At 44.5% G+C, this 21,000-nt stretch carries 15 protein-coding genes and 1 pseudogene; 1 reads left to right on the top strand and 15 read right to left on the bottom strand.

The features are described 5' to 3' along the window. Positions 1 to 44: 44 nt before the first annotated feature. From QWY16_RS04220 to QWY16_RS04170, 11 genes and pseudogenes are all read right to left on the bottom strand, one after another. A pseudogene (locus QWY16_RS04220) lies at positions 45 to 188 on the bottom strand (VWA domain-containing protein); the annotation flags it as partial. Positions 189 to 404: 216 nt separating this feature from the next. Next, entirely contained in the window at positions 405 to 1,544 is a 1,140-nt protein-coding gene (locus QWY16_RS04215) for a mannitol-1-phosphate 5-dehydrogenase (protein WP_300991651.1), read from the bottom strand. Positions 1,545 to 1,549: 5 nt separating this feature from the next. Further along, positions 1,550 to 3,637, bottom strand: coding sequence for a BglG family transcription antiterminator (locus QWY16_RS04210; RefSeq protein WP_300991650.1), 2,088 nt, complete (start codon positions 3,635 to 3,637; stop codon positions 1,550 to 1,552). 367 nt (positions 3,638 to 4,004) lie between these two features. Next, a complete protein-coding gene (locus tag QWY16_RS04205) occupies positions 4,005 to 5,927 on the bottom strand; it encodes a PTS mannitol transporter subunit IICBA (RefSeq protein WP_300991649.1) in 1,923 nt (640 codons plus the stop codon). A gap of 263 nt (positions 5,928 to 6,190) precedes the next feature. Beyond that, a complete protein-coding gene (locus QWY16_RS04200) occupies positions 6,191 to 6,694 on the bottom strand; it encodes a hypothetical protein (RefSeq protein ID WP_300991647.1) in 504 nt (167 codons plus the stop codon). A gap of 428 nt (positions 6,695 to 7,122) precedes the next feature. Beyond that, positions 7,123 to 8,613, bottom strand: coding sequence for an aldehyde dehydrogenase family protein (locus QWY16_RS04195; protein ID WP_300991645.1), 1,491 nt, complete (start codon positions 8,611 to 8,613; stop codon positions 7,123 to 7,125). A 28-nt stretch (positions 8,614 to 8,641) separates the two neighbouring features. Beyond that, the gene (locus QWY16_RS04190) at positions 8,642 to 9,607 is read right to left on the bottom strand and encodes a PDR/VanB family oxidoreductase (RefSeq protein ID WP_300991643.1); all 966 of its coding nucleotides are present in this window, start codon (positions 9,605 to 9,607) and stop codon (positions 8,642 to 8,644) included. Positions 9,608 to 9,612: 5 nt separating this feature from the next. Further along, positions 9,613 to 10,128 (bottom strand): hypothetical protein, encoded by a 516-nt coding sequence (locus QWY16_RS04185; protein WP_300991642.1) that lies wholly within the window; start codon positions 10,126 to 10,128, stop codon positions 9,613 to 9,615. A 13-nt stretch (positions 10,129 to 10,141) separates the two neighbouring features. Further along, complete coding sequence (locus QWY16_RS04180) at positions 10,142 to 11,134, bottom strand: heme-dependent oxidative N-demethylase family protein (RefSeq protein WP_300991641.1); 993 nt, start codon at positions 11,132 to 11,134, stop codon at positions 10,142 to 10,144. Position 11,135: 1 nt separating this feature from the next. After that, complete coding sequence (locus QWY16_RS04175) at positions 11,136 to 12,581, bottom strand: purine-cytosine permease family protein (protein ID WP_300991639.1); 1,446 nt, start codon at positions 12,579 to 12,581, stop codon at positions 11,136 to 11,138. 68 nt (positions 12,582 to 12,649) lie between these two features. Next, on the bottom strand, positions 12,650 to 12,853 hold the full coding sequence (locus QWY16_RS04170) for a hypothetical protein (RefSeq protein ID WP_300991638.1): 204 nt from the start codon (positions 12,851 to 12,853) through the stop codon (positions 12,650 to 12,652). Between the two features lie 169 nt (positions 12,854 to 13,022). Between QWY16_RS04170 and QWY16_RS04165 the strand changes: the two genes are divergently transcribed. Further along, on the top strand, positions 13,023 to 14,819 hold the full coding sequence (locus QWY16_RS04165; protein WP_300991637.1) for a sigma 54-interacting transcriptional regulator: 1,797 nt from the start codon (positions 13,023 to 13,025) through the stop codon (positions 14,817 to 14,819). Positions 14,820 to 14,931: 112 nt separating this feature from the next. Here the strand turns inward: QWY16_RS04165 and rpoN are convergent, their stop codons facing one another. The 4 genes from rpoN to QWY16_RS04145 form a co-directional block, all read right to left on the bottom strand. Beyond that, positions 14,932 to 16,281 carry an RNA polymerase factor sigma-54 gene (gene rpoN / locus QWY16_RS04160; RefSeq protein ID WP_300991636.1) on the bottom strand — a complete coding sequence of 450 codons (1,350 nt, stop codon included), beginning with the start codon at positions 16,279 to 16,281 and terminating at the stop codon, positions 14,932 to 14,934. A gap of 718 nt (positions 16,282 to 16,999) precedes the next feature. After that, on the bottom strand, positions 17,000 to 18,133 hold the full coding sequence (ald, locus tag QWY16_RS04155) for an alanine dehydrogenase (protein ID WP_300991635.1): 1,134 nt from the start codon (positions 18,131 to 18,133) through the stop codon (positions 17,000 to 17,002). Positions 18,134 to 18,148: 15 nt separating this feature from the next. Beyond that, complete coding sequence (locus tag QWY16_RS04150; RefSeq protein WP_300991634.1) at positions 18,149 to 19,597, bottom strand: aldehyde dehydrogenase family protein; 1,449 nt, start codon at positions 19,595 to 19,597, stop codon at positions 18,149 to 18,151. 13 nt (positions 19,598 to 19,610) lie between these two features. Beyond that, complete coding sequence (locus QWY16_RS04145; protein ID WP_436837162.1) at positions 19,611 to 20,951, bottom strand: aminotransferase family protein; 1,341 nt, start codon at positions 20,949 to 20,951, stop codon at positions 19,611 to 19,613. Positions 20,952 to 21,000 lie beyond the last annotated feature (49 nt).

Genomic DNA, 21,000 nt, shown 5'->3' with positions numbered 1-21,000 from the left:
AAATACAAAAGGCCGACTTCTTCAAGTCGGCCTTTTCGCATATATCATCGCAATACCTTTTTTTCTTTCGCTTCTTTCAACCATTGTGGAAACTCATCCAGTAACTGATCGTATAATTCTTCATCAGTCACTTTATTTACATCTTCTAAATGAAAGAAGTTTGCGTTATCAATAAAACGCCCTTCCATTTAAATTTCCTTTTGGACTCGAGAACCGCCACTCAGGGTTCCGTCCTATGCCAGCACATCAAATCGCTTGATTTGTCAGCCCGAAACGCTGTATTTGTCGAAAGACTTCCCGATGATTCATTCCAGGAAGTAAAAGAAATTGTCTTTAGCCAAATTCTTTAAGAAAACAGCACAAAAAGCCCTCTTAAGATGATTCTTAAGAGGGCTTCTCACTTACTATGCTTTCAAAGATTCATACTGCCGAATCACTTCTTGAGTGATTTCGCTGTCTTCTTCCAGCCCGCTTACTTCTTTCAACACCGATGCAGGGCCGTTTTCCTGGATCATGCTTTGAATTTTCATTGCATCTTCATCTTCTGGATTGTCGAAAGCTAACGCAGCTGCAATCGCTTTGGCCAGATAGGTATAAGACAATCCAGCTTTTTGCGCTTGCGTCGCCGGCCGGATAAAGCGGTCATCCGGTCCTAGCTTGCGGATAGGTGCCCGTCCTACTCTTGTAACGCCGTCATTTAAAAACGAATTCTTGAAGCGCTCGATGTTTTTATTGATATAAGCCAAGTGTTCTTCTTCATCAAGGCCGTACTCTTTTATCAGATATGCGCCTGTTTCTTTCAGCGTTTCCCGCACTTGGTCTTCAATTTGCTTATCGGCCAAGGTTTGGTCAATTGTCGGCTTGCCGGCAAGATAACCAAGGTACGCAATCACGGCATGCCCTGTATTAACGGTAAAAAGCTTCCGTTCGATAAAAGGTGCAAGATTCTCGACAAGGGTCATGCCTGTTACCGGTGGAATTGTTTCGCTAGTTTCGACTACCCACTCGTAATAAGGTTCCACGAGTACATCGAGTGAACTGCTGTCTTGAATCGGCACGATCCGATCGACTGCGGAGTTGAAAAAATAAATTTTGCCTTCCAGCTTGTTCTTCGTTTCCTCGTCGAGATTGTCCAGAATATGCTTTTTCAAGATATCGGTTGCTCCAATTTGGTTTTCACAAGCGATGACATACAATTTTTCATCGGTAGCCTGAAGGCGTTCCGCAATGCCTCGGGCAATCAACGGTGCAATTCGCGGCAAGATATTCGGGCCAATTGCGGTGGTCAAATAAGTCGCTTTTTGGATAACTTCGATAACGCCGCCTTCATCTTTCATATTATTGACGCCTGAAACATTTTCAATTGTAATCGTTTCTTCTTGCGCTTGTGCCAGTTTTACGTTGTACTTTTGTTCTTCATTTAATTTATCGATAATCTGGTCTGCAACATCCACGAATGTCACATGATAACCGGATGCGGAAAATAACGCCCCGATAAACCCTCTGCCAATGTTTCCTGCTCCAAAATGAACGGTTTGTTTCAATGGGATCATTCCTTTATCAAATTATTTTGTAGGTAATCAAAAAATAAATCTTCCAGTTTGTTTCGGATCATGCTCTCATTGGAAGATGAAAAAATCATCATGGCTGCGTCGCTTTCGATCAAGCTTGAACTGATGAGGCTCAATATTTCCTGTTCTCTGGCACTCATGTCGAGCGGTGCCAGCATCAACAGCAGATTTCTCATCTGCACCCTTCCGCCGTCCATCCCTTTGACCGTGGACGGGGTATCCAAATGCACTATTTGAAACAAGAGCTCCCGAATAGATTCATCGCGGCAATGGTAAAGAGCCATATCGGTATTCGGAATCCCGAGCCCGCCTTTTGCTTCCCGCTCTTCTAATTGGCGCATGGCGACATCGGCACTGGCGACAAGCCCGTCCCGTTCTGCCTGCTCAAGCACTTCATTTAAAACCTTCCAGTGATCCTTGACCTGCTGTTTTCTAAACACCATAAAATTGGTTAAAATAGCATCCATGCTGGACTGCACATCTTTTATTTCCCGCAGGAGATTCTGTATGTTCGGCCGATTGTTCTCAAATCGGACTTCGTCCGGGTTTCCAAAATTCAAGTATTGCTTTTTCCTGGTGATTTTCTCTAAATTGTTCTGCAAGTAACTTTCGATGGATCCGATATCTTTGTCACTGAGCAATGGACTCACCATAATATAATCGACCTCTGTAATCGGCAGCCGAATCGTGGAAATCACCAAATCATAATCCTGAAAATGAGCTGTTTGAAAATCGTTGATCGATAAAATTTCTACCGAACTGATTTCCGTCAGCTCTTTTTGAATGCGGCTCGCCAGCATCTTGGAAGTTCCGATGCCTGTCGGGCAGACGACTACTGCATTGATTTGCACTCTTTCTTCGTTCATCAGCAAAGCCGAACCGAAATGCAGGACAATAAAAGCGACTTCATCTGCCGGAAACTCCAGCTTCTTGAATTCATTTTCCAGGCTCTGCTTTACTGCCATAAATAAGACTGGGTATTTTCTTTTGATTTCGTCGGTCAATGGATTAAAAGGTTCCAGGTTTTGCTTCAAGCGGAAAATGGATGGTCCCATATGCGCGAGCAAGCCTTGATACAGTGAAAAGTCATCGGTCAAATCGATATGCAACTGGGCTGACACATCATGAATGAGGTTTTTGATCAGCTTGCCAAGCAGCACACTGTCGTAATAGACCAAGTCAGCCGCCTGTACTTTTGACCCTTTTAAAATGACCGTCAAAAAATGCACGTCTTCCGTAGTCAGCGCTATGGCAAGCTGTTCGCTTAACTCTTCGCAAATCGCTTCCATCAATTGATGCTCTCCAGCCGATTCACTTGAAACCCCTTCACCTGGTTCCAGCAGGAATTGCTGTTCCGTCCGCTGCAGCGTCAAGCATATATACACCACTAATCCAATATAATCACTGTCCGCCAATCTTGTTTGTTCTTTATTGATTTTTTGGTTCACCAATCCATCGATCATGGCCAGATACTGCGGTGAAAAATAGCCGAGAATTTTCTCTTCCGGGTTTTTCCCTTGTTGCAGGAAATACAAACTTTCTATGAGTTCTTCGTAAAAATAAACAAGGAAGTAACTGGCCAGTGAATGCCTTTTATTGGCTTCCTGGCCGTCCACTTCTATCCCGACGCCTCTTCTCCTCGACAAAGTAACCGAAAACTTATGCAGCCATTCGGTCAAATCATCCAAGTACGACGTCAGCGTTGCAGTGCTGATCCCCACTTGTTTGGCTAGGACCTGCTTTTTGAAAGAAGAGCCTTCATGCAGCAAAATGATCAGCAAACTTAACTTCCGCTCTTCCGGCGTTTCGTCGGTCGGGCTGACACTGATCAAGCGCTGGATCAGCCGGTAGACTTGATCATCATTCCCTTCAATGAAGAGTCCTTCATTTGCTGTGCGCTTTACTTCTAAATCAAATTGCTTCAGCAGCTTCTCTACTGACTTCAAATCCCGCTGGATTGTTCTGGCACTGACATTCAGATAGGTAGATAGGGAGTGTACCGTATGCTTTCCAGATGTTCTGACAATCAACTCGATAATGGACTTTTCCCTAAATGTAATAAACATCTATTTCACTCATTTCACTTTTAAGATTCCTTCAAGAGCGAGAAATGCAAAATAGATATGTTGAACTAAAGAGCTTACCTTTAAATACCGCTTCGGCCGCTTTGGGCAGGACTTCCGCGATGAGCCGAGAAGAACACTCGACTCATCACTCCATCTCGCCCGTGGACGCGCCTGCACTTTATACGCTTTTTAGAAAAAAGAGGATTATTGATATAGCTTTTTGATGATAATTCTCTTAGATATGGAGCAAAACAGCGGAGACGCCTGCGGCAAGCCTATCTGTTTGGCAGAATATCGACAAGCAAAAACCCATTGGTTCAACATATAGGCAAAAAGGCAGGAAATCCTGCCTTTCTATTTGAAATATTTAGTTGCTGTTTATAATCTCTAATAATTCTTTAGCGGATTTTGCTTCCGCCAGCTGATCGACGTTGTCCTGTTCAGCACAAATGACTGCAATACCTGAAAGGATTTCCAAGTGAGTGCCGTCTTTGCCGGCGATGCCAAAGATCAATTTTGCATTTTCTCCATTAAAGTCTACTCCATTTGGAACCTGAACAACAGTAAAGCCTGATTTGTTGACCGATTTTTTGGCTTCTTCGGTGCCGTGGGGAATCGCAACATTGTTGCCCATATAAGTTGTCGTGATTTCTTCACGCTTCATCATTTCATCGACATAGGATTCTTCCACATAGCCAGCATTCACAAGTGCTTGTCCGGCAAAGCGGATCGCTTCTTCTTTATTGCTGAAGCTTTGGCCGATAAAGATGTTTTCTTCAAGCAGCAGCTGATCTTCTTGAGTTTCATGTGGTGCTTCTGTTGCTGCAGCTTCGCTTTCTTCCACCAGCTCCACTTGCTCGCCTATCACACCATTTTTCAGCCGATCGATCAATTTATCGTATTCCGGGCTTGATAGGAAGTTAGCCACTGAAATATGATAGGCGTTTGGCACTTTGCTTTGCGCCCGCGGAGTCAGTTCTTCCTGTGTGATGACGATTGGAGAATCGGAAGGAATGGTGCTGATTGCCGTATTCGTTACTTTAACATCCAGTCCTGCTTCTTTTACTTTCTTGCGCAGAAGAGAAGCGCCCATCGCACTCGATCCCATTCCGGCATCACAGGCAAAAATAATTTTTTCCACGTTTTCCGGGAATACACCTTTAGCCGTTGCTGCAGTCGCTCCTAACTCTCCAGCAATTGAGCTTTTCTTGCCTTTCATTTGTTCCATTTTCTTTGTCGCTTCGTTAATATCTTCATCTGTTTGTTTGCTCGATTTCAGAATGACAGCGGAAATCAGGAACGAAACGGCTGTTGCAACAAATACCGCTGCAAAGTTAGCCAAGTAAGCCATTCCTTCAGGCGGTGTTACTGCTGCAATCGCTAGAATGCTTCCTGGTGATGCAGGAGCCACCAAACCTCCGCCCATCAACACAAGTGTAAAGACGCCGCTCATACCACCTAAAATGACTGATACCAGCAACATCGGCTTCATCAGCACGTACGGGAAGTAAATTTCATGAATCCCGCCGAAGAAATGGATGATGGCCGCTCCTGGAGCTGATTGTTTCGCCATTCCTTTTCCAAACAGCATAAATGCAAGCAACACACCAAGACCTGGTCCTGGGTTTGATTCCAATAAGAACAGAACTGATTTCCCGGCTTGCTGAACTTGCTCCAATCCGATTGGCGACAAGACGCCATGGTTGATGGCGTTGTTCAAGAACAGAATTTTTGCCGGTTCGATTAAAATACTCGTTAACGGCAACAAGCCTGCTGCCAATAACCAGTCAACTCCTGAAACTAGCACTTCTGTAAATGCTTTTACAGCCGGGCCAACTCCGAGGAACGCCAGGATAGCAAGTCCGCCTCCCAAAATACCGGCAGAAAAGTTGTTGACCAGCATTTCAAATCCGGTCCGGACCTTACCTTCGATCAATTGATCAAATTTCTTAATGACAAACGCCCCGAGCGGCCCCATAATCATAGCCCCTAAAAACATTGGTGTATCCGGTGCCCCGATAATAACCCCCATCGTTGCAATCGTACCGACTACGCCGCCCCGCTGGTCATAGATTAGCCGGCCCCCTGTATACCCGATCAACAGCGGCAGCATATAGGTAACCATCGGACCGACCATTTTGCCGAGTTCTTCATTCGGGAAAAAGCCCGTTGGAATGAACAATGCCGTGATTAATCCCCAAGCGATAAATGCGCCGATGTTCGGCAGCACCATCGAACTCAAGAAGTTGCCGAACTTTTGTATGGAAACTTTAATTGCTGATTGATTCATCTCATTCATCCTTTCTATGAAAAAAGCCTTCGCTTTTTTAATCTTACTTAAATCATAGAGGATAAATGGAAGCGCATTCAATAACATTGAAAGTCAACTTTGTCGCCTGTGCCAGGACAACCCTTTCCTTTCTATATTTATATAGAAGAAAAAGCGGTGCCAGCAACTATAAGAGCTGCTGGCACCGCCTTATTAACCTTTCATTTTTAAATCGTTCTTCTTATACTCCTTAAAGCTTTTTGCAATGAATTTCTTGTTGCTCATCATCTCTTGCCATTTCTTATTTTCATTGCCTCTTTAATTAATTTAACTTGGTTTTGATAAATCAATTGCAGACGTTTAAGATTCATTTCTAAAACCAAAGGCGCTTCCAGCGATAAGGAGGGAAGGTTCTCCTCTATGTATTTATATAAGGCTTCTTTTTCTTTAAGCGTCGGAACGATCGGGGCTGACGGCAAAGACAATGGGCTTTTTTTAGCAGCTAGATCTTCTGCAGTTTTAAAGCCGATTCCAAAGAAATGATGCCGCTTTATTCTTTCTTCCTTACAGGTACCTGCCTCTTTTCCTTCTGAACTTAATACAAGCCGGTCAAACTCCACAACAAGTAAATCATATGGTTTTTTATTTCTTGTTTCATAATAAAGAATAACTTCCAGAACTCGTTGATTGGCTAACTCTTCTATTCCTTCATTTCCCTCATCCTGGGAGTGGGCAACTTTAAATACTCTTTGGTCATTTGCCAGGAACAACCTTCTTATGCCAGTCATCGGCTTCTCTCCTCTTTGCCTTTGTATTGTAGTTTTGACTGTCAGGAATGCCTTACTTATGCAATCTATTGGATTCGTTTTCGCATTCCAAATTACCTACAATTTTTTCACATTTTTTTATCCGTATACTTTCGTAGTTATATGTACCTTTTATAGTAGCATATCGCCATCATAATTATCATAGTTTTCTGCACATTCGAAATAATTAGTGCCATTTGCTTCTTCCTGTTAATACTAGATGCTACAAATGATACAACGCAAAAAAAGCCGCAGCTGAAAAACCGCTCTCCGTTGTTAGTCATCTCTAACTACGGAAGTTGCGCTTTTTAGCTGGGGCTTTTAAAATATGCATTTGCCGTAAACTTACTGGCCTTTCTTTAACAAAACGATCTTATTAACAATAAAGATGTGATTATTTTTTAATCGTTTCAGCTGGGGAACCAGCCATTTGGTTCAACATTCAGTCTCGTGTTAATTTGCTTTACCTCTTGGAAATCTTCCATGCCGTATTTCCCGAGGCTTCTGCCAATACCGCTTTGTTTATATCCGCCCCATGGGCCTTCCACATAAGTTGGATGGTAATCATTTATCCACGTAATGCCAGCGCGGATTTTCTTAATGACGCGCAGCGCTTTTGCTCCGTCATTTGAGAATACGCCGCCTGCAAGACCATAGTCTGTATCATTCGCCAATTGAATCGCTTCTTCTTCTGTACGGAATTTTTGAATGGTCACAACAGGGCCAAAGATTTCTTCGCGAACTATGCGCATGTCATTTGTAACGTCTGTGAAGACGGTAGGTTTGATGAAAAACCCTTTATCAAGGCCATCTTCAGTTAAGCGATAGCCGCCAGCCGCTAATGTGGCACCTTCCGCTTTGCCGATTTCGATGTAGTTTAAAATACTGTTCATTTGTGCTTCGCTGACAATTGCCCCTACATCATTGCCTTCTTCTAATCCAGGGCCGACTTTGATTTTATTGGCACGTTCCACGTAGCGTTCAACATATTTGTCGTAAATGCTTTCTTCCACTAAAATGCGGCTTCCCGACGAACATACTTGTCCGGCGCCCAAGAAGATTCCAAACAAACCGTAATCCACAGCTGTTTCAAAATCAGCATCTGCAAAAACGATATTAGGCGATTTGCCGCCCAGTTCAAGCGAAATTTTCTTCAGGTTGCCAGCTGCTGCCCGCATGATTTCGCGTCCCACTTCTGTGCTTCCAGTGAAAGATACAACATCTACGTCCATGCTTTCAGAAATGGTTTGGCCAATAATTGAACCACGGCCCAATACCATATTCGCAACCCCTTTAGGGACTCCAACTTCTTCGAGGATTTCAAACAGTTTCATTGCTGTAACCGGTGTTACTTCAGCAGGTTTGTACACGATAGAGTTTCCTGCTGCTAGTGCAGGCGCGATTTTCCAAACGCTCATAAGAAGTGGGAAGTTCCAGGGAACAATCAATCCTGCCACGCCTACTGGCTCTTTCACTACCATTGCCTGTACATTGTCAGGCACCTGATACGTTTCGCCTTCAGGATGCAGGATCAAGCCGGCATAATAACGGAAGCAAGTTGCAGCATCCGCGACATCAGCTGCTGCTTCATCTTTGCGTTTGCCGTTATCCATCGTCTCCAGAACCGTCAATTCTTCTGCCCGCTCATCGATTTTGTCTGCAATCGCATTGAGAATGGCTGCACGTTCATGCGTCGTTTTGCCGGACCAAAGACCGCTTTCAAATGATGCGCGCGCAGCGCGGATTGCTTCTTCCGTCTCTTCTTTGCTTGAACGCGGCGCATGGGCGATCACTTCCTGGTTTGCCGGATTGATGACCACACTCGTTTCGCCGGATTCAGCCAACCGCCATTCTCCGTTAATATAATTTTTCAATTCCAATACACTTGTTAATACTGTCATTTTATTTTCCCCCTTTATTATTTTGAGATTAAATTTTAATCGCGATTTTTCCGGATTTGGCGCGTGAACAGCAAGCGATAATAGAGTTTCGTTTTTGGCGGTCATCATCCGTCAAGAAGATATCACGGTGAAGAACTTCACCTTCTGCGACTTCTAATTCACAGCTGCCGCAGCCGCCTATTTTACAAGCGTACGGCGCGTCAATTCCTGCTTTTAACAGCGCATCCAACAAGGTTTCATTCTCTCCTACATGCAGCGTTGTTTCACTGTCGATCAGTTCGGCAATGAATGCATTTTTTGGTCCATTATCCTGGCCGCTGGAGAATAACTCGAAATGAATGGCTTTTGCCGGGTATCCATAGGATGCTGCTGCATCCCGGTATTCTTTTACCATGCTTACCGGTCCGCAGAAATAGACATGCGTGCCGATGCGGTGATCCAGCATGGAAGCCGGCGACATCTTTTGCGGGTTATCGCTGCGTGAAAAGTGGAAATGGCAACGGTCCCCGTACTGTTCTTTTAATTGTTCATAAAATGCACATTGTTCTGCCGTACGGGCAGTGTAATGGAGTTCGAAAGTCTGCCACTCCTCCAAATCTTTCGCCATTGTCAGAAACGGCGTGATGCCTATGCCTGCTGCATAGAACACATGGTGCTTCGCCTGGTAGCTCAATGCAAAATGATTTCTCGGGAAACTGATTTCGAGTTCTGTACCAACCTCGACTTCCGTATGCCAATAAAGGGATCCCCCTGTTGAATAATCATCTTGTCTGATCGCTATTTCGTAGAAATTCCGTTCTGTAGGCGGGCTTACAAGAGAATAAGCCCTTTCTAAAACCTCGCCATCTTTTTTCAGGAAGGTTTTTATATGAGCTCCTCCTGCAAATGCCGGCAACAGCAAATTATCGGTAGGAGCAAAGCGGAACCGCTTTACAAACTCTGTCTCTCGTGTAATTTGAACAACTTTTACTTGAATATTCCCTGCGACTCTCATCTCTATCAACTCCCCACTGTTTGTCGCTGTTCGACAGGTATAAAAGGATAACCAATATAACCTTTTCTAAACTTTGAAAAGAATGGCCCAACTTCTAAATGAGCGCTGCACTGGCATTGAACAGCTGACTCATTGACCGGAATTTCAGAAGTGCTGAAACACTTCATGCAGTAGATAAAGCGCTTTTTTTGACCGATAATGAGTGTTTGGATTTCCTCTTCTGATGCGCCTTCGTCAACAGCAGCAGAAAAAATCCGATAAGCCGTATCCCATTCGGCGATAATGCATAATTGGGTTCCCATTTTTTGAGAAACAATGAATTCACTGATTGTCTGGCTGGACGTGCTTTCTGAAATCAGAAGCGCAGTTGCAGGAATATTCCCCACTTTTTCCAACAAGTCTTCTGCTTGCCATTTTCCGCTTTCATCAAACAACACCGCAATTTTTGTGCGTCCTTGCAACAGTGAAAATTTATCGGCTAATGTAGGGGATTGATCAAATAATACCGGACGGCTGTACATAAAATCCTCTCCTTTATGCTCGGCTTTCTTGATTTGCTTTCATTTTTTCATCTTCTCTGCGCAAGTATTCAACCGTTTGCGGCAAGTAAGGCGCAATCCCTTTATACTCTGCCATCGGTTCTGGAATATCCTGCAAAACGCTATAAGTTAAATCAAACCATTCCTGGCGTAATTTCATGTCTTCCATTGGCAGGAACTGCGTATTCAAAACAAATAAAATCGCATTGCTTCTTGGCATCCGGTAAAACTTCTGCTCTTCTACCCGAAGGCGGACCAGTTCGCCGGCATTTTCAGCCGTGATTAAATCTCTCTCTGGCGCCCAAACATCCATTGTTTCGTAGTTAACGTCCCAGCGGTTAGCCATTAAGTTCCAATTGATGCGCGTCCAAGGTTCCCCCGCTTCAATCGAGTGCAAGAACTGGCGGACCCGATCTGCCAGCTGATCGCCTTTTCGCGATACGAATGGAACAGGGCCATGAATTTCATTAAAAGACATCCCTTTATTCCAATGAGCTGAAAACAAAGCGGCGTAAGACACTTGTCCAACTTCCAAGTAATAATTGTCATCGCGCTGCACCATCAAAACAAAATCGTTATGGAAATGGCGGCCAATATAATCCAAAGGCTCTAGCTCCAACGTGCTGGAGTCTCCAAAAACAAACGACTCTTCTTCTGCTAATATGTTGTTTTTGAACGTCCAGTTGGAGCCATCCTTCGTCACTTCAAAATGCTGTGGGTAACGGCTGACCGCCATGTCGACCAGCATTTCCAGCACTTCCCATTGCATTTCATGCGTATGTGGAAAAGATTGAAAACGGACATCCGGCTGTTCTTCTAACAGGCGTCTTTTGGCTCGGATCATCAACTCATACTCTGGAGTGATTTCCACGCAGTTTATATTTTGCAGTTTTTTCAAGTCGTTGGAATAGCGGTAATTCCCTGAAGTAAATGGAAACGGAAACGTCGTTAAATCGGTCGTTTTAAAATCCATGCTTTGTGTGAACATATTAAATTTCCCCTTTCGAGATTAAGGTACTTGCTGTTTCTTTAGTGTTTACAACAATAGTGCTGTTAACTTGATCAACTTCATATTTGAAAATATATTTAGCGGACACATAATACGAAATCAATGCTGCAAAATAAGTCGGGATTCCTGCTGACATGTATAAAAATAAGGAACTTGAGTTAAACGTAAGCGGATTATACAGCCCCCAGTAAACCAGGACACTGACGGCAATCGCGACAAGTGCGGATGGGTTTACCCCTTTCCAATACGTATAGGCGCCTTCTGTATCGTAAAGATGCCTTAAGGAAATCTTTTGCTTTTTAACAAAGAAGTAATCGGCGATAATAATTCCGCCAAGGCTTGCCATGATAAATGAAATGACTGCTATGAAAGACCCGAAAGCGTTATAGAAAGTAGCGCTTAATAATAGGAATACCGCAGGAATCGTAGTTGCCATTGAAAATAGCCATGTCTTTTTCGGGAACAAAGCTTTGAAGCTGACCGCTTGCGAATACATAAGGAAAATCGCTGCACCTACGTTGGCTACTGTCAGCATCACCAAACCGATAAATCCGGCGTATGGACCTGCGATTGGCATCATCCAGCTTGCCGGTGCCAGTGAACCTGCGATCAATGTTGAAAAAGCCGCGACAATCGATGCCAAAGAAACGATGACACCAAAACTATAGAAACCAGCTTTAAAAGCGTGCTTTTCATTTTTAGCAAGCCTGCTGTATTGCCCTAAATAAGGGAGCCACGAGAACCCTAAACCGATATTGATTTCAAGGGCGATGGCAAGTGAACGTGAATTGGTTTCAAATGGTTCAGTAGGAAGCAACGAGTTCAAGGCCGGAATATGTTGACCAAACAGGATAATCGCGACCAGCCCTACCAGAAAAATAATGAAAGCCGGAACTGCAAAAAGATTGAATCTCCGAATGGCTGCAGGGCCGCGCACCGTAATCATAAACGTGACTGCAAACAGGAATATGGCAAAAAACGGTGTACCGGTCCCGGGACTGGCAAAGAAAGAAGGCATACCCAGCCAGACAGCCACTTCAACCAAAGCCTCCCCTGCCATAAACAAAGCAATCGCAATATAGCCGAGAGTTAGAACCAAAAAGATGAAGAAAAATCCGTATGCGCCTTTATAACCCAGAGAACTGCGGAAGCCGACAAATGTATCGATCCCATACCTGGCGAAGAATAGAATAATGGGTGCGATCAAAAACATTGGAAAGGCATTTCCAAAGAGCGTGGCTGCCAAGGATTCGGATGACCCCAACATGGTTCCTGTATAAGCGCCGGTCAAGAGACCGAAAGCTGATAAACCAATGACAACTTGGACAAGCAGTAAATCCCCGAAATTGAAAATGCGCCCTTTTTTATCTGTGGGCAAAAATCCGAAAGCCACGTCATTTGTTACAGCCGATGTTTGTTTTGGCATAAAACCCCTCCTTCTTAACTGTCATTTTCTAGTATTGGTAAAACATTTTTTGCATGGTATTCTAGACTCTATATAACTGTAGCAACTAAGAGGATGGTAATCAGGCTCATAATGGCTATTACTCCCGTGGCATCTTTCCATTGGGTATGTTCTGTCTTGTCGTTTTCGCTATTTTCATAAACTTGGATTCTTTGTTCCAAGTCTTCATACATGCCTCGGATAAATGGGTCATCAGATTGAAGATTTTGTTCGTATTTGCTCTTCTCTTTCATAATTAACCTCCCATTTTAAAAATATTTAAATGTATATTAATTTATATAGCAATAAGCGTGCCAACTATGAAAGCGCTTTAATTCTTGCTTCACAAGAATGGTTTTCCGTAACTTCATTCATTAATGAAATATAAATTCAATTCTGAAATTTCGAATAGGAGCATTGCAAATGGAATGGAAATCTGTCTTACTTCAAATTTATGATTACTTGATTGTGGCCACCAAGGACGGCCATATTTGCTCAGCAGACGGGGAAGGCGCTGCCTTTCCGGATAATATTTCTGCATATAAAACAATAAATGAACTGGAAATCAAATTATTCACGGAAGGGGTTTATTCCCAAATAGAAGCAGGTTTAGAAAAACAGGTTTTCCGGCAAACCACCTGGATCGGGCTCGATGTCCTGACCACGGTCTTTAAGGATCAAAATCATTTCTACTTTGCTTATACACATCTGGTCCCTTCCTATATAGAGAAAGAAAAAACCGAATCGATTGATTTCAAATCTTCGTCTTTTATCGTGAACAGCCAAGCAATGCAGGAAGTCGCTTCTAAACTGCAGAAAGTTGCTGCAGTCGGAGTAACCGTCCTCTTGCTCGGGGAATCGGGGGTCGGAAAAGAAATGGCGGCAAAAACGATCCACCGAATAGGCAATCGCGCCGATAAACCATTTGTTTCCATAAACTGCGGAGCAATTCCTGAGAACTTACTGGAAAGTGAATTATTCGGGTTTGTAGATGGGGCTTTTACGGGAGCTAAAAGAGGCGGTGTCGAAGGGAAATTCCGCCAAGCGCATACTGGAATTCTGTTTTTGGATGAAGTCGGTGAATTATCGCTGTCACTGCAAGTGAAAATTTTACGGGCACTTGAAGAACGGGTCATTACGCCTATCGGCAGCAGTCAATCGTATCCAGTAGATATCCAAGTCGTTGCGGCCACCAACAGACCCCTTGAAGAAGCAGTGGCAAAAGGAGAATTCCGGGAAGATTTATATTACCGATTAAATGTAGTACCGGTAATGATTCCCCCTTTGCGGGACCGAGTGGAAGAAATCCCTTCCCTGATCCAGCATTTCATCCAGAAATTTAACGCACGTTACCATAAAGAAATCAGTTTTTCTCCAGATGCACTTGATTATTTATGTTTGCAGCCATGGCCTGGCAATATTCGAGAGCTGGAAAACATGGTGGACCGTCTGATTGTCCTCTCCAATGACTCCGTTATTACGAGCTCATTGATTGAACAAATCATTCCTCCGAAATTTCCATCCCGGGTCACCAGCCCTATGATTAGCCAATTGATGCCGCTCCAAGAAGCTGTGGAAATGGTGGAAGAAGAGCTGATTACAATGGCGATGGATCAATACAAGTCGGTCAAATTGGCTTCGAATATCCTGGGCATCAGCCAGCCCACCATGAGCCGGAAATACAAAAAAATCAGGGAAATGCAAAATAACGGAGTCGGCCAGCTCAGTAAGCGGAGAATTTTGGAAGAGCAGTTAAACAAACATTTGCGTTCTATCACCGTTGTCACAGCCGTGACCATTTCTCCCGAAGAAGTGCGAAATGCGATGAAAGATACAGCGAACGCAGCACTCCAAGCACCTCTTTCCCAGAAATTCACGGCAATCCATCAGCAAGAAGGCGGAATCAAATGGGTATATGTATTCCAGATGCAGCCGGATGGAAAAGTGCTCCATGTGGCAGCATCTAATGATTTTGTCATTGAACCCGGCGAAGAATATATCGGACCGCCTGAAATGATGAAAGTAATTTATGAGGCCTTTAAAGGTAAAAGCGGAGTCACGCCTTTATATGAAGATGAATACGGGGTATGGAAGAGCAGCGCCGCTCCACTTTACGATGAATTTGGCCAAATCATAGCAATAATCGGATTCGATTACAGTGAAGAATACGTCAACAGCGAATTGCAGCGGCTCAGCAAGCAGTTGAATATCACTCTATAAGCTTTGGCTAATAGAAGACTTGTGCAGAAAAAAGAAGGTAAAAGTATTGATGGCATATCCACCCATCAATCTTTTACCTTCTTTTCATGTATATTCTTATAAATTCATCGGCTTAACTGTAGGGTACCCTCTTCGCTGAATTGCTGATCAACAGTTCTTCTCTGTATTTCGCCACTGTTCTTCGGGAAATATGGACATTCTCCTCTTTCAATATAGCGGCCAATTTTTGGTCGGAATATGGTTTCCTGCTATCTTCCGACTCAATAATTTCTTTAATCCTTGCTTTAATATGGGAAGTGGACTCTGTTTGGCCCTCCGTATTCAGGAAACCTTTGGCGAAAAGCGTTTGCAGCTTAAAAACTCCAAAAGGTGTTTGGATGTATTTGCTGTTGACCGCTCGGCTAATCGTGGATTCATGGACTTCCAACAGTTCCGCAACATCTTTTAAACGCATAGGTTTTAAAGCCGCTAGCCCTTTTTCGAAAAAACTTGTCTGCACTTCTACAAGCAGTCTCGCCAGCCGATAAAGTGTTTGATCTCTTTGTTCCAAACCTTGGATCAAGATGCTAGCATCTTTTAAATTCGTTTTTAAATACTTTTTTGTCTCATCATCGCATTCTTTCATCATGTGCGCGTAATATTCATTGATCGATATTGTTGGTATATGCTTTCTATTAACGCTTACCACCCATTCGCCCCCCACTTCATCCACAATGATATCCGGGATGACATACTCCACCGCGCTTGAAGCCACTTCCTGCAGCGGCTTTGGTTTGAGCGTTCTGATGAAATCAACAGCAGCTTGTACTTCCGCTTTAGGCACTTTGCATAAAACTGCAATTTTTTTCAAGGCACCTTGCGCCAAATCATCAAGATGATGGGCAACAATTCGATAAGGCAAACAAGTTTCGGAGTAGGTTTCTACCATTTGGATCAACAGACATTCCTTCAAGCTTCTTGCGCCAATGCCAGCCGGTTCAAAGGTATGAAGAATCCGCAGGACTTTTTCCGCTGACTCGATTTCCACACCAAACTTGTCAGCCGCAGTGTCCAAGGCAACATCCAAATATCCCGACTCATCTAAGTTATTAATATAGAAAAGAAGGACTCTTTTTTCGATATCACTCAAATCGACATTAGACGGAATTTGTTCCACCAAGTACTTTTCTATATCCTCAACATCCTGGCTTACCGGTCTTTTGGTATGTAAATAATCCTCGCTTATATGTTTAACCGAAGTGGCTGAACCCGAATGATTCTTCAAAAGAGCCATCTTCTCTATTTTTTTAAAGTCCACTTGATGATCTTGGTATTCAATATTCAATAAAGGATTTTCCGACACTTTCTCTGCTAAACTTGCTTGCAGTTCCACTGCCGACATTTGGAGAACCTGCAGCGATTGTTGCATTTCCTGCGTCATTTTTAATGCTAAACTCTGTTTGATATTAACTTCTAGCTGCATGAACATTACCACCTTTTAAAACATTGTTAATTGTATGATAATACACATCAGCAACTTTTACTGCAATTTATTAAAAATATGTTTTTAAATCCATTCTGTTATAACAGTAAAGGCCGTGAAGAAGCCGAAGACGTTTTGATTGCTGGTCGATTTCATTTCGCTCCAGGGCGGACGCTTTCCGAGGGGTGCGGCCCTAAGCCTCCTCGCTCGCTGGCAAAGACCGTGTGCTCCTGCATCGCTGCGCTAGCTTCGTCGCAAATGAACGGGGCAAACTGCTTTTGCCCCATTCATTCCCTGCGGGGTCTCAGGGCTCACACTATTCCCACAGGAAAGGCATCAGCCAACCATAGTTGGGTGGTGCCTTTGCGACGAAGCGCCTGGCGCTGCAACGCCCTTTCATGTTTCGAAGCTAGCGCAGCGATGCAGAAACAGGAGCGTAAGCGACGAAGCGGCTTGGCGCTCGCCCGCGGCTGAAACCCTATGCTCCTGCAGCGCTGCGCGCTTCGTCGCAAAGACATGGCCTCACAGACCTCGGCCAATGTCTTCGCAGCTGGTTGGCGGAATATCGGTTAAGTAAGATGTATAATCTTTAGCTTTCTCAACAAACCGAAAACAGATAATCCGCAAAGGGATTATCTGTTTTTATTTGCCTGTATTAAGTTCTAGCGGTGATTGCGCTTCAGCTATGAAAGACTGCTTTACAGAAGTTCATATACTCTTAAAGTGCAGCTACCGCTTCGTTCAGGTTTTCTTCAATTGCTACATATTGATAGCCATGCGCTTCAGCTACCGCTTTATAAGTGACTTTCCCATCGACAACGTTGATGCCTTTGGCAAGTGCTTTGTTCGCTAATGCAGCTTGTTTATAGCCTTTATTGGCAATCTGCACGCCGTATGGAATAGTGACATTCGTCAACGCCATTGTTGATGTACGCGCTACCGCTCCTGGCATATTCGCTACGGAATAATGGACAACGCCATGTTTGATGTATGTTGGATCGCTGTGCGTCGTAATATGGTCAACCGTTTCAATCGAACCGCCTTGATCAATTGCCACGTCCACAATAACGGCTCCTGGCTGCATGGTTTTCACCATTTCTTCCGATACGAGCATTGGCGCCCGAGAACCCGGGATCAACACTGCGCCGACAAGCAAGTCAGCTTCTTTTACAGCATTGGCAATATTGAAAGGGTTGGAAGCCAAAGTCTTCAATCTTCCGCCGAACTGGTCATCCAGCTGACGGAGCCGGTCAATATTGACATCAAGAATTGTCACATTCGCTCCTAAGCCGACAGCCATTTTCGCAGCATTGGTTCCAACGATGCCGCCGCCGATGATGACTACATTACCTGGCGCTACGCCGGGAACTCCGCCTAAAAGGACGCCTCTGCCCCCTTTTGGATTCTCAAGGAATTGTGCGCCGATTTGAACAGACATCCGCCCGGCCACTTCGCTCATTGGTGTTAGAAGCGGAAGCGCTCCACTGTCAAGTTGGATCGTCTCATAAGCAATAGCCGTCACTTTGTTGTCGATCAACGCTTTAGTCAGTTCCGGTTCCGGAGCCAAGTGCAAGTACGTATAAAGAATCTGGCCTTCACGGAAATACTGATACTCCTCAGCTACCGGTTCTTTTACTTTGATTACCATTTCAGCTGACCATGCCTCTTCTGCTGTTCCAACAATTTTTGCCCCTGCGTTTTGATATTCTTCATCCGTAAAACCGCTTCCTGATCCTGCGGTTGTTTGGATCCAGATTTCATGGCCGTTCTTTTTAAAAGCGGTTACGCCTGCTGGTGTTATTCCCACACGGTTTTCGTTGTTTTTAATTTCTTTTGGCACTCCAATTATCATTACGTCCACTCCCAATTAATAATTTTGATTGAACACGACAAGCTTAAGTTCGGTCATTTCTTCAATAGCGTATTTAACGCCTTCACGCCCAACTCCGCTTTCTTTCACCCCGCCGTAAGGCATGTGATCGACACGGAACGTCGGAATATCATTCACCATTACGCCGCCGACATGCAGCTTTTTCGTCGCCATTAACGCCGTATGGATGTTTTCAGTGTAAATCCCTGCCTGTAAGCCGTAGCGGGAATTGTTGACTTGGTCGATCGCTTCTTGCACGGACGCGACTTTGTTGATGACAATAATCGGCGCAAACACTTCCTGGCAGGAAACTTTCAGTTCGGCATCGACACCGGTTAGAATGGTTGGACGCAGCATGTTTCCTTCTGCCACGCCGCCTGCCGCTATGTTCGCTCCGCCTTGTTTCGCTTCTTCAACCCATGCAAGCGCACGTTCTACATCTTTCGGGCTGATCAATGCAGAGACATCTGTTGATGGATCTTGTGGATCACCGAGTTTCAGCTTATTCGTGGCTGCGACCATTTTTTCGACGAATTCTTCATACAAGTCTTCGTGGACATAAGCGCGCTGCAGTGAAATGCAAACTTGGCCCTGAAACGCAAAAGCTCCGGCCACACAGCGGGCAATAATTTTATCCAGGTCGATTCCCCGGTCAATGATGACAGCCGCATTGGAACCCAGTTCCAGCGTTACCCGCTTTAATCCGGCTTTATTGCGAATGCCGATGCCGACTGCCGGACTTCCGGTAAATGAAATTTTCTTCACTCGGTCATCTTTGACGAGCACTTCGCCGATAACTGCCCCACTGCCTGTAACGACATTCAATGCACCTGCTGGCAAACCGGCTTCCTGGAACACCTCTGCTAAAAACAAGGACGACAAAGGAGTTTGGCCCGCCGGCTTTAGGACAACTGTGTTTCCAGAAGCGATTGCTGGACCCACTTTATGGGCTACCAAGTTCATCGGAAAGTTGAAAGGTGTAATCGCCCCAATCACTCCGAGAGGTTCACGGACCGTATACGCGATCCGGTTTTCCCCTCCTGGAGCCGCATCCATCGGAATGGTCTCGCCGTGAATGCGTTTTGCTTCTTCGGCTGCAAATTTATAAGTGGCAATCGTCCGGCTCACTTCTGCCTGTGCTGTTTTGATTGGCTTGGCTGCTTCACTGGCAATAATGGCGGCCGCTTCATCTGCACGTTCCTCAAAGATTCTTGCTACGTTCTCTAAAATTGCGGCGCGTTCATGCGCAGCCATTTCAGCCATGATGTCCGTTGCCTTAAATGCTGCATTGATTGCCTTGTCCACGTCTTCTGCAGTCGCAGAAGGAACCTGAGCAATTTCTTCATTGCTATAAGGTGAATAAAGAGGTTTATACGTTTCCGTCCCAACCCATTCCCCGTTGATGAATAATTGTTTTTTCGCTGCAATCGTTTCTGTCTGTGCCATATATTCCGCCTCCTTATACTTTTACGAGATTCTTGCCAACAACTGTAAACACTTCGTCAAGGATGTTAATCATCGCGTCCACTTCTGTTTGGCTGATGACTAACGGTGGAGCGAACACAAGTGTATCTTGCCCATCAAATACGACCGAACGGAAAATCAGGCCTCTATTAGCGGCCTCGGCAACGAGCTGCGGCACTAATGGTGATTCAAATCTTTCGTTTGTCTGTTTGTCTTTGACTACTTCGATTGCCCCTATCAAACCAAGAGCTCTCACTTCTCCGATAATGTCATGGCGTTGTTGAAGCTTTTTGAATCCTGCAAGCATGGCTTCACCCATTTGCTTGGAATTGGCGATTAAATTTTCCTGTTCAATGATTTCGATATTCTTCAAAGCGACTGCACAAGCCATTGCATGGCCGCTATATGTGTAGCCGTGTAAAAGTGTCCCAGTCGAAAGCTCAGCAAATTCTTTGTGAAGAGTCTCGGAGATCATCACGCCGCCTAATTGCGCATATCCGCTTGTAACGCCTTTTGCAAAACACATCATGTCCGGAACCACATCATAATGTTCGATGCCAAAGTAAGTTCCTGTACGCCCAAATCCTGTAATCACTTCATCAGTGATGAACAAAATGCCATGCTCATCGCAGATTCTGCGAACTTCTTGGAAGTATCCTTCAGGAACAATGTGGACGCCGCCTGCACCTTGTACCGGTTCAGCTATAAAAGCGGCAATGGTGTGCGCACCTTCACGTTCAATGACTTCCAGCAACGAGTCAGTTGAGAAGTTTTCGGCATAATGGAAGTCAGGTGCGATTGACGTGTTGAAATCCCGGAACGGTTTTAATCCCGTCGCACTTGTCGCTCCCATCGAAACGCCGTGATAGGACTTGGTGCGTGAAATGATTTTCTGGCGATTTGGCTGTCCTTTCAGTATCCAGTAATGGCGCGCCAGTTTATAGGCCGTGTCGTTCGCTTCAGATCCGCCTGAAGTGAAAAACGTCGCTGACAAGTTTCCGGGCGCAATTTCCGCAAGTTTTGCCGCTAAACGGATTGCGGGTTCATTGCTGAATGTGGCAAAGCAAGAGCTGAATGCCAGCTTCTTCATTTGCGCAGCAGCGACTTCACTGATTTCTTCGCGGCCGTGGCCAATATTGACATTCCAAAGTGACGACATGCCATCGATCAATTTCTTTCCGCTCATGTCAGTTAAGTAAATGCCTTGCCCTTCTGTAAAGATGAAAGAAGGCCCTTTTTCTTGCTGCTGCCCGATTGGCGAAGTAGGGTGTAAAAAGTGTTTTTTATCTAATTCCATTAATTCCTGGATTGTATTTTCTGTATTCATTAATAACATCTCCCTTTGATATCAATAATTTTTGTACTTATTATTTATATAGCAAGTT

Origin of the sequence: Planococcus shenhongbingii, from assembly GCF_030413635.1 — a bacterium.
In the GTDB taxonomy this organism is placed as follows: Bacteria; Bacillota; Bacilli; order Bacillales_A; family Planococcaceae; genus Planococcus; species Planococcus shenhongbingii.
This window is presented reverse-complemented; position numbering and strand designations above follow the sequence as displayed.

What these genes read in the sequence shown, in the direction of transcription:
- QWY16_RS04185 (WP_300991642.1), bottom strand. Translation starts at nt 10,128, where the DNA reads ATGTACAGCCGTCCGGTATTATTTGATCAATCCCCTACATTAGCCGAT.
- QWY16_RS04175 (WP_300991639.1), bottom strand. Translation starts at nt 12,581, where the DNA reads ATGCCAAAACAAACATCGGCTGTAACAAATGACGTGGCTTTCGGATTT.
- QWY16_RS04205 (WP_300991649.1), bottom strand. Translation starts at nt 5,927, where the DNA reads ATGAATCAATCAGCAATTAAAGTTTCCATACAAAAGTTCGGCAACTTC.
- QWY16_RS04150 (WP_300991634.1), bottom strand. Translation starts at nt 19,597, where the DNA reads ATGGCACAGACAGAAACGATTGCAGCGAAAAAACAATTATTCATCAAC.
- QWY16_RS04170 (WP_300991638.1), bottom strand. Translation starts at nt 12,853, where the DNA reads ATGAAAGAGAAGAGCAAATACGAACAAAATCTTCAATCTGATGACCCA.
- QWY16_RS04190 (WP_300991643.1), bottom strand. Translation starts at nt 9,607, where the DNA reads ATGAGAGTCGCAGGGAATATTCAAGTAAAAGTTGTTCAAATTACACGA.
- rpoN (WP_300991636.1), bottom strand. Translation starts at nt 16,281, where the DNA reads ATGCAGCTAGAAGTTAATATCAAACAGAGTTTAGCATTAAAAATGACG.
- QWY16_RS04145 (WP_436837162.1), bottom strand. Translation starts at nt 20,951, where the DNA reads ATGTTATTAATGAATACAGAAAATACAATCCAGGAATTAATGGAATTA.
- QWY16_RS04165 (WP_300991637.1), top strand. Translation starts at nt 13,023, where the DNA reads ATGGAATGGAAATCTGTCTTACTTCAAATTTATGATTACTTGATTGTG.
- QWY16_RS04200 (WP_300991647.1), bottom strand. Translation starts at nt 6,694, where the DNA reads ATGACTGGCATAAGAAGGTTGTTCCTGGCAAATGACCAAAGAGTATTT.
- QWY16_RS04180 (WP_300991641.1), bottom strand. Translation starts at nt 11,134, where the DNA reads ATGTTCACACAAAGCATGGATTTTAAAACGACCGATTTAACGACGTTT.
- ald (WP_300991635.1), bottom strand. Translation starts at nt 18,133, where the DNA reads ATGATAATTGGAGTGCCAAAAGAAATTAAAAACAACGAAAACCGTGTG.
- QWY16_RS04210 (WP_300991650.1), bottom strand. Translation starts at nt 3,637, where the DNA reads ATGTTTATTACATTTAGGGAAAAGTCCATTATCGAGTTGATTGTCAGA.
- QWY16_RS04195 (WP_300991645.1), bottom strand. Translation starts at nt 8,613, where the DNA reads ATGACAGTATTAACAAGTGTATTGGAATTGAAAAATTATATTAACGGA.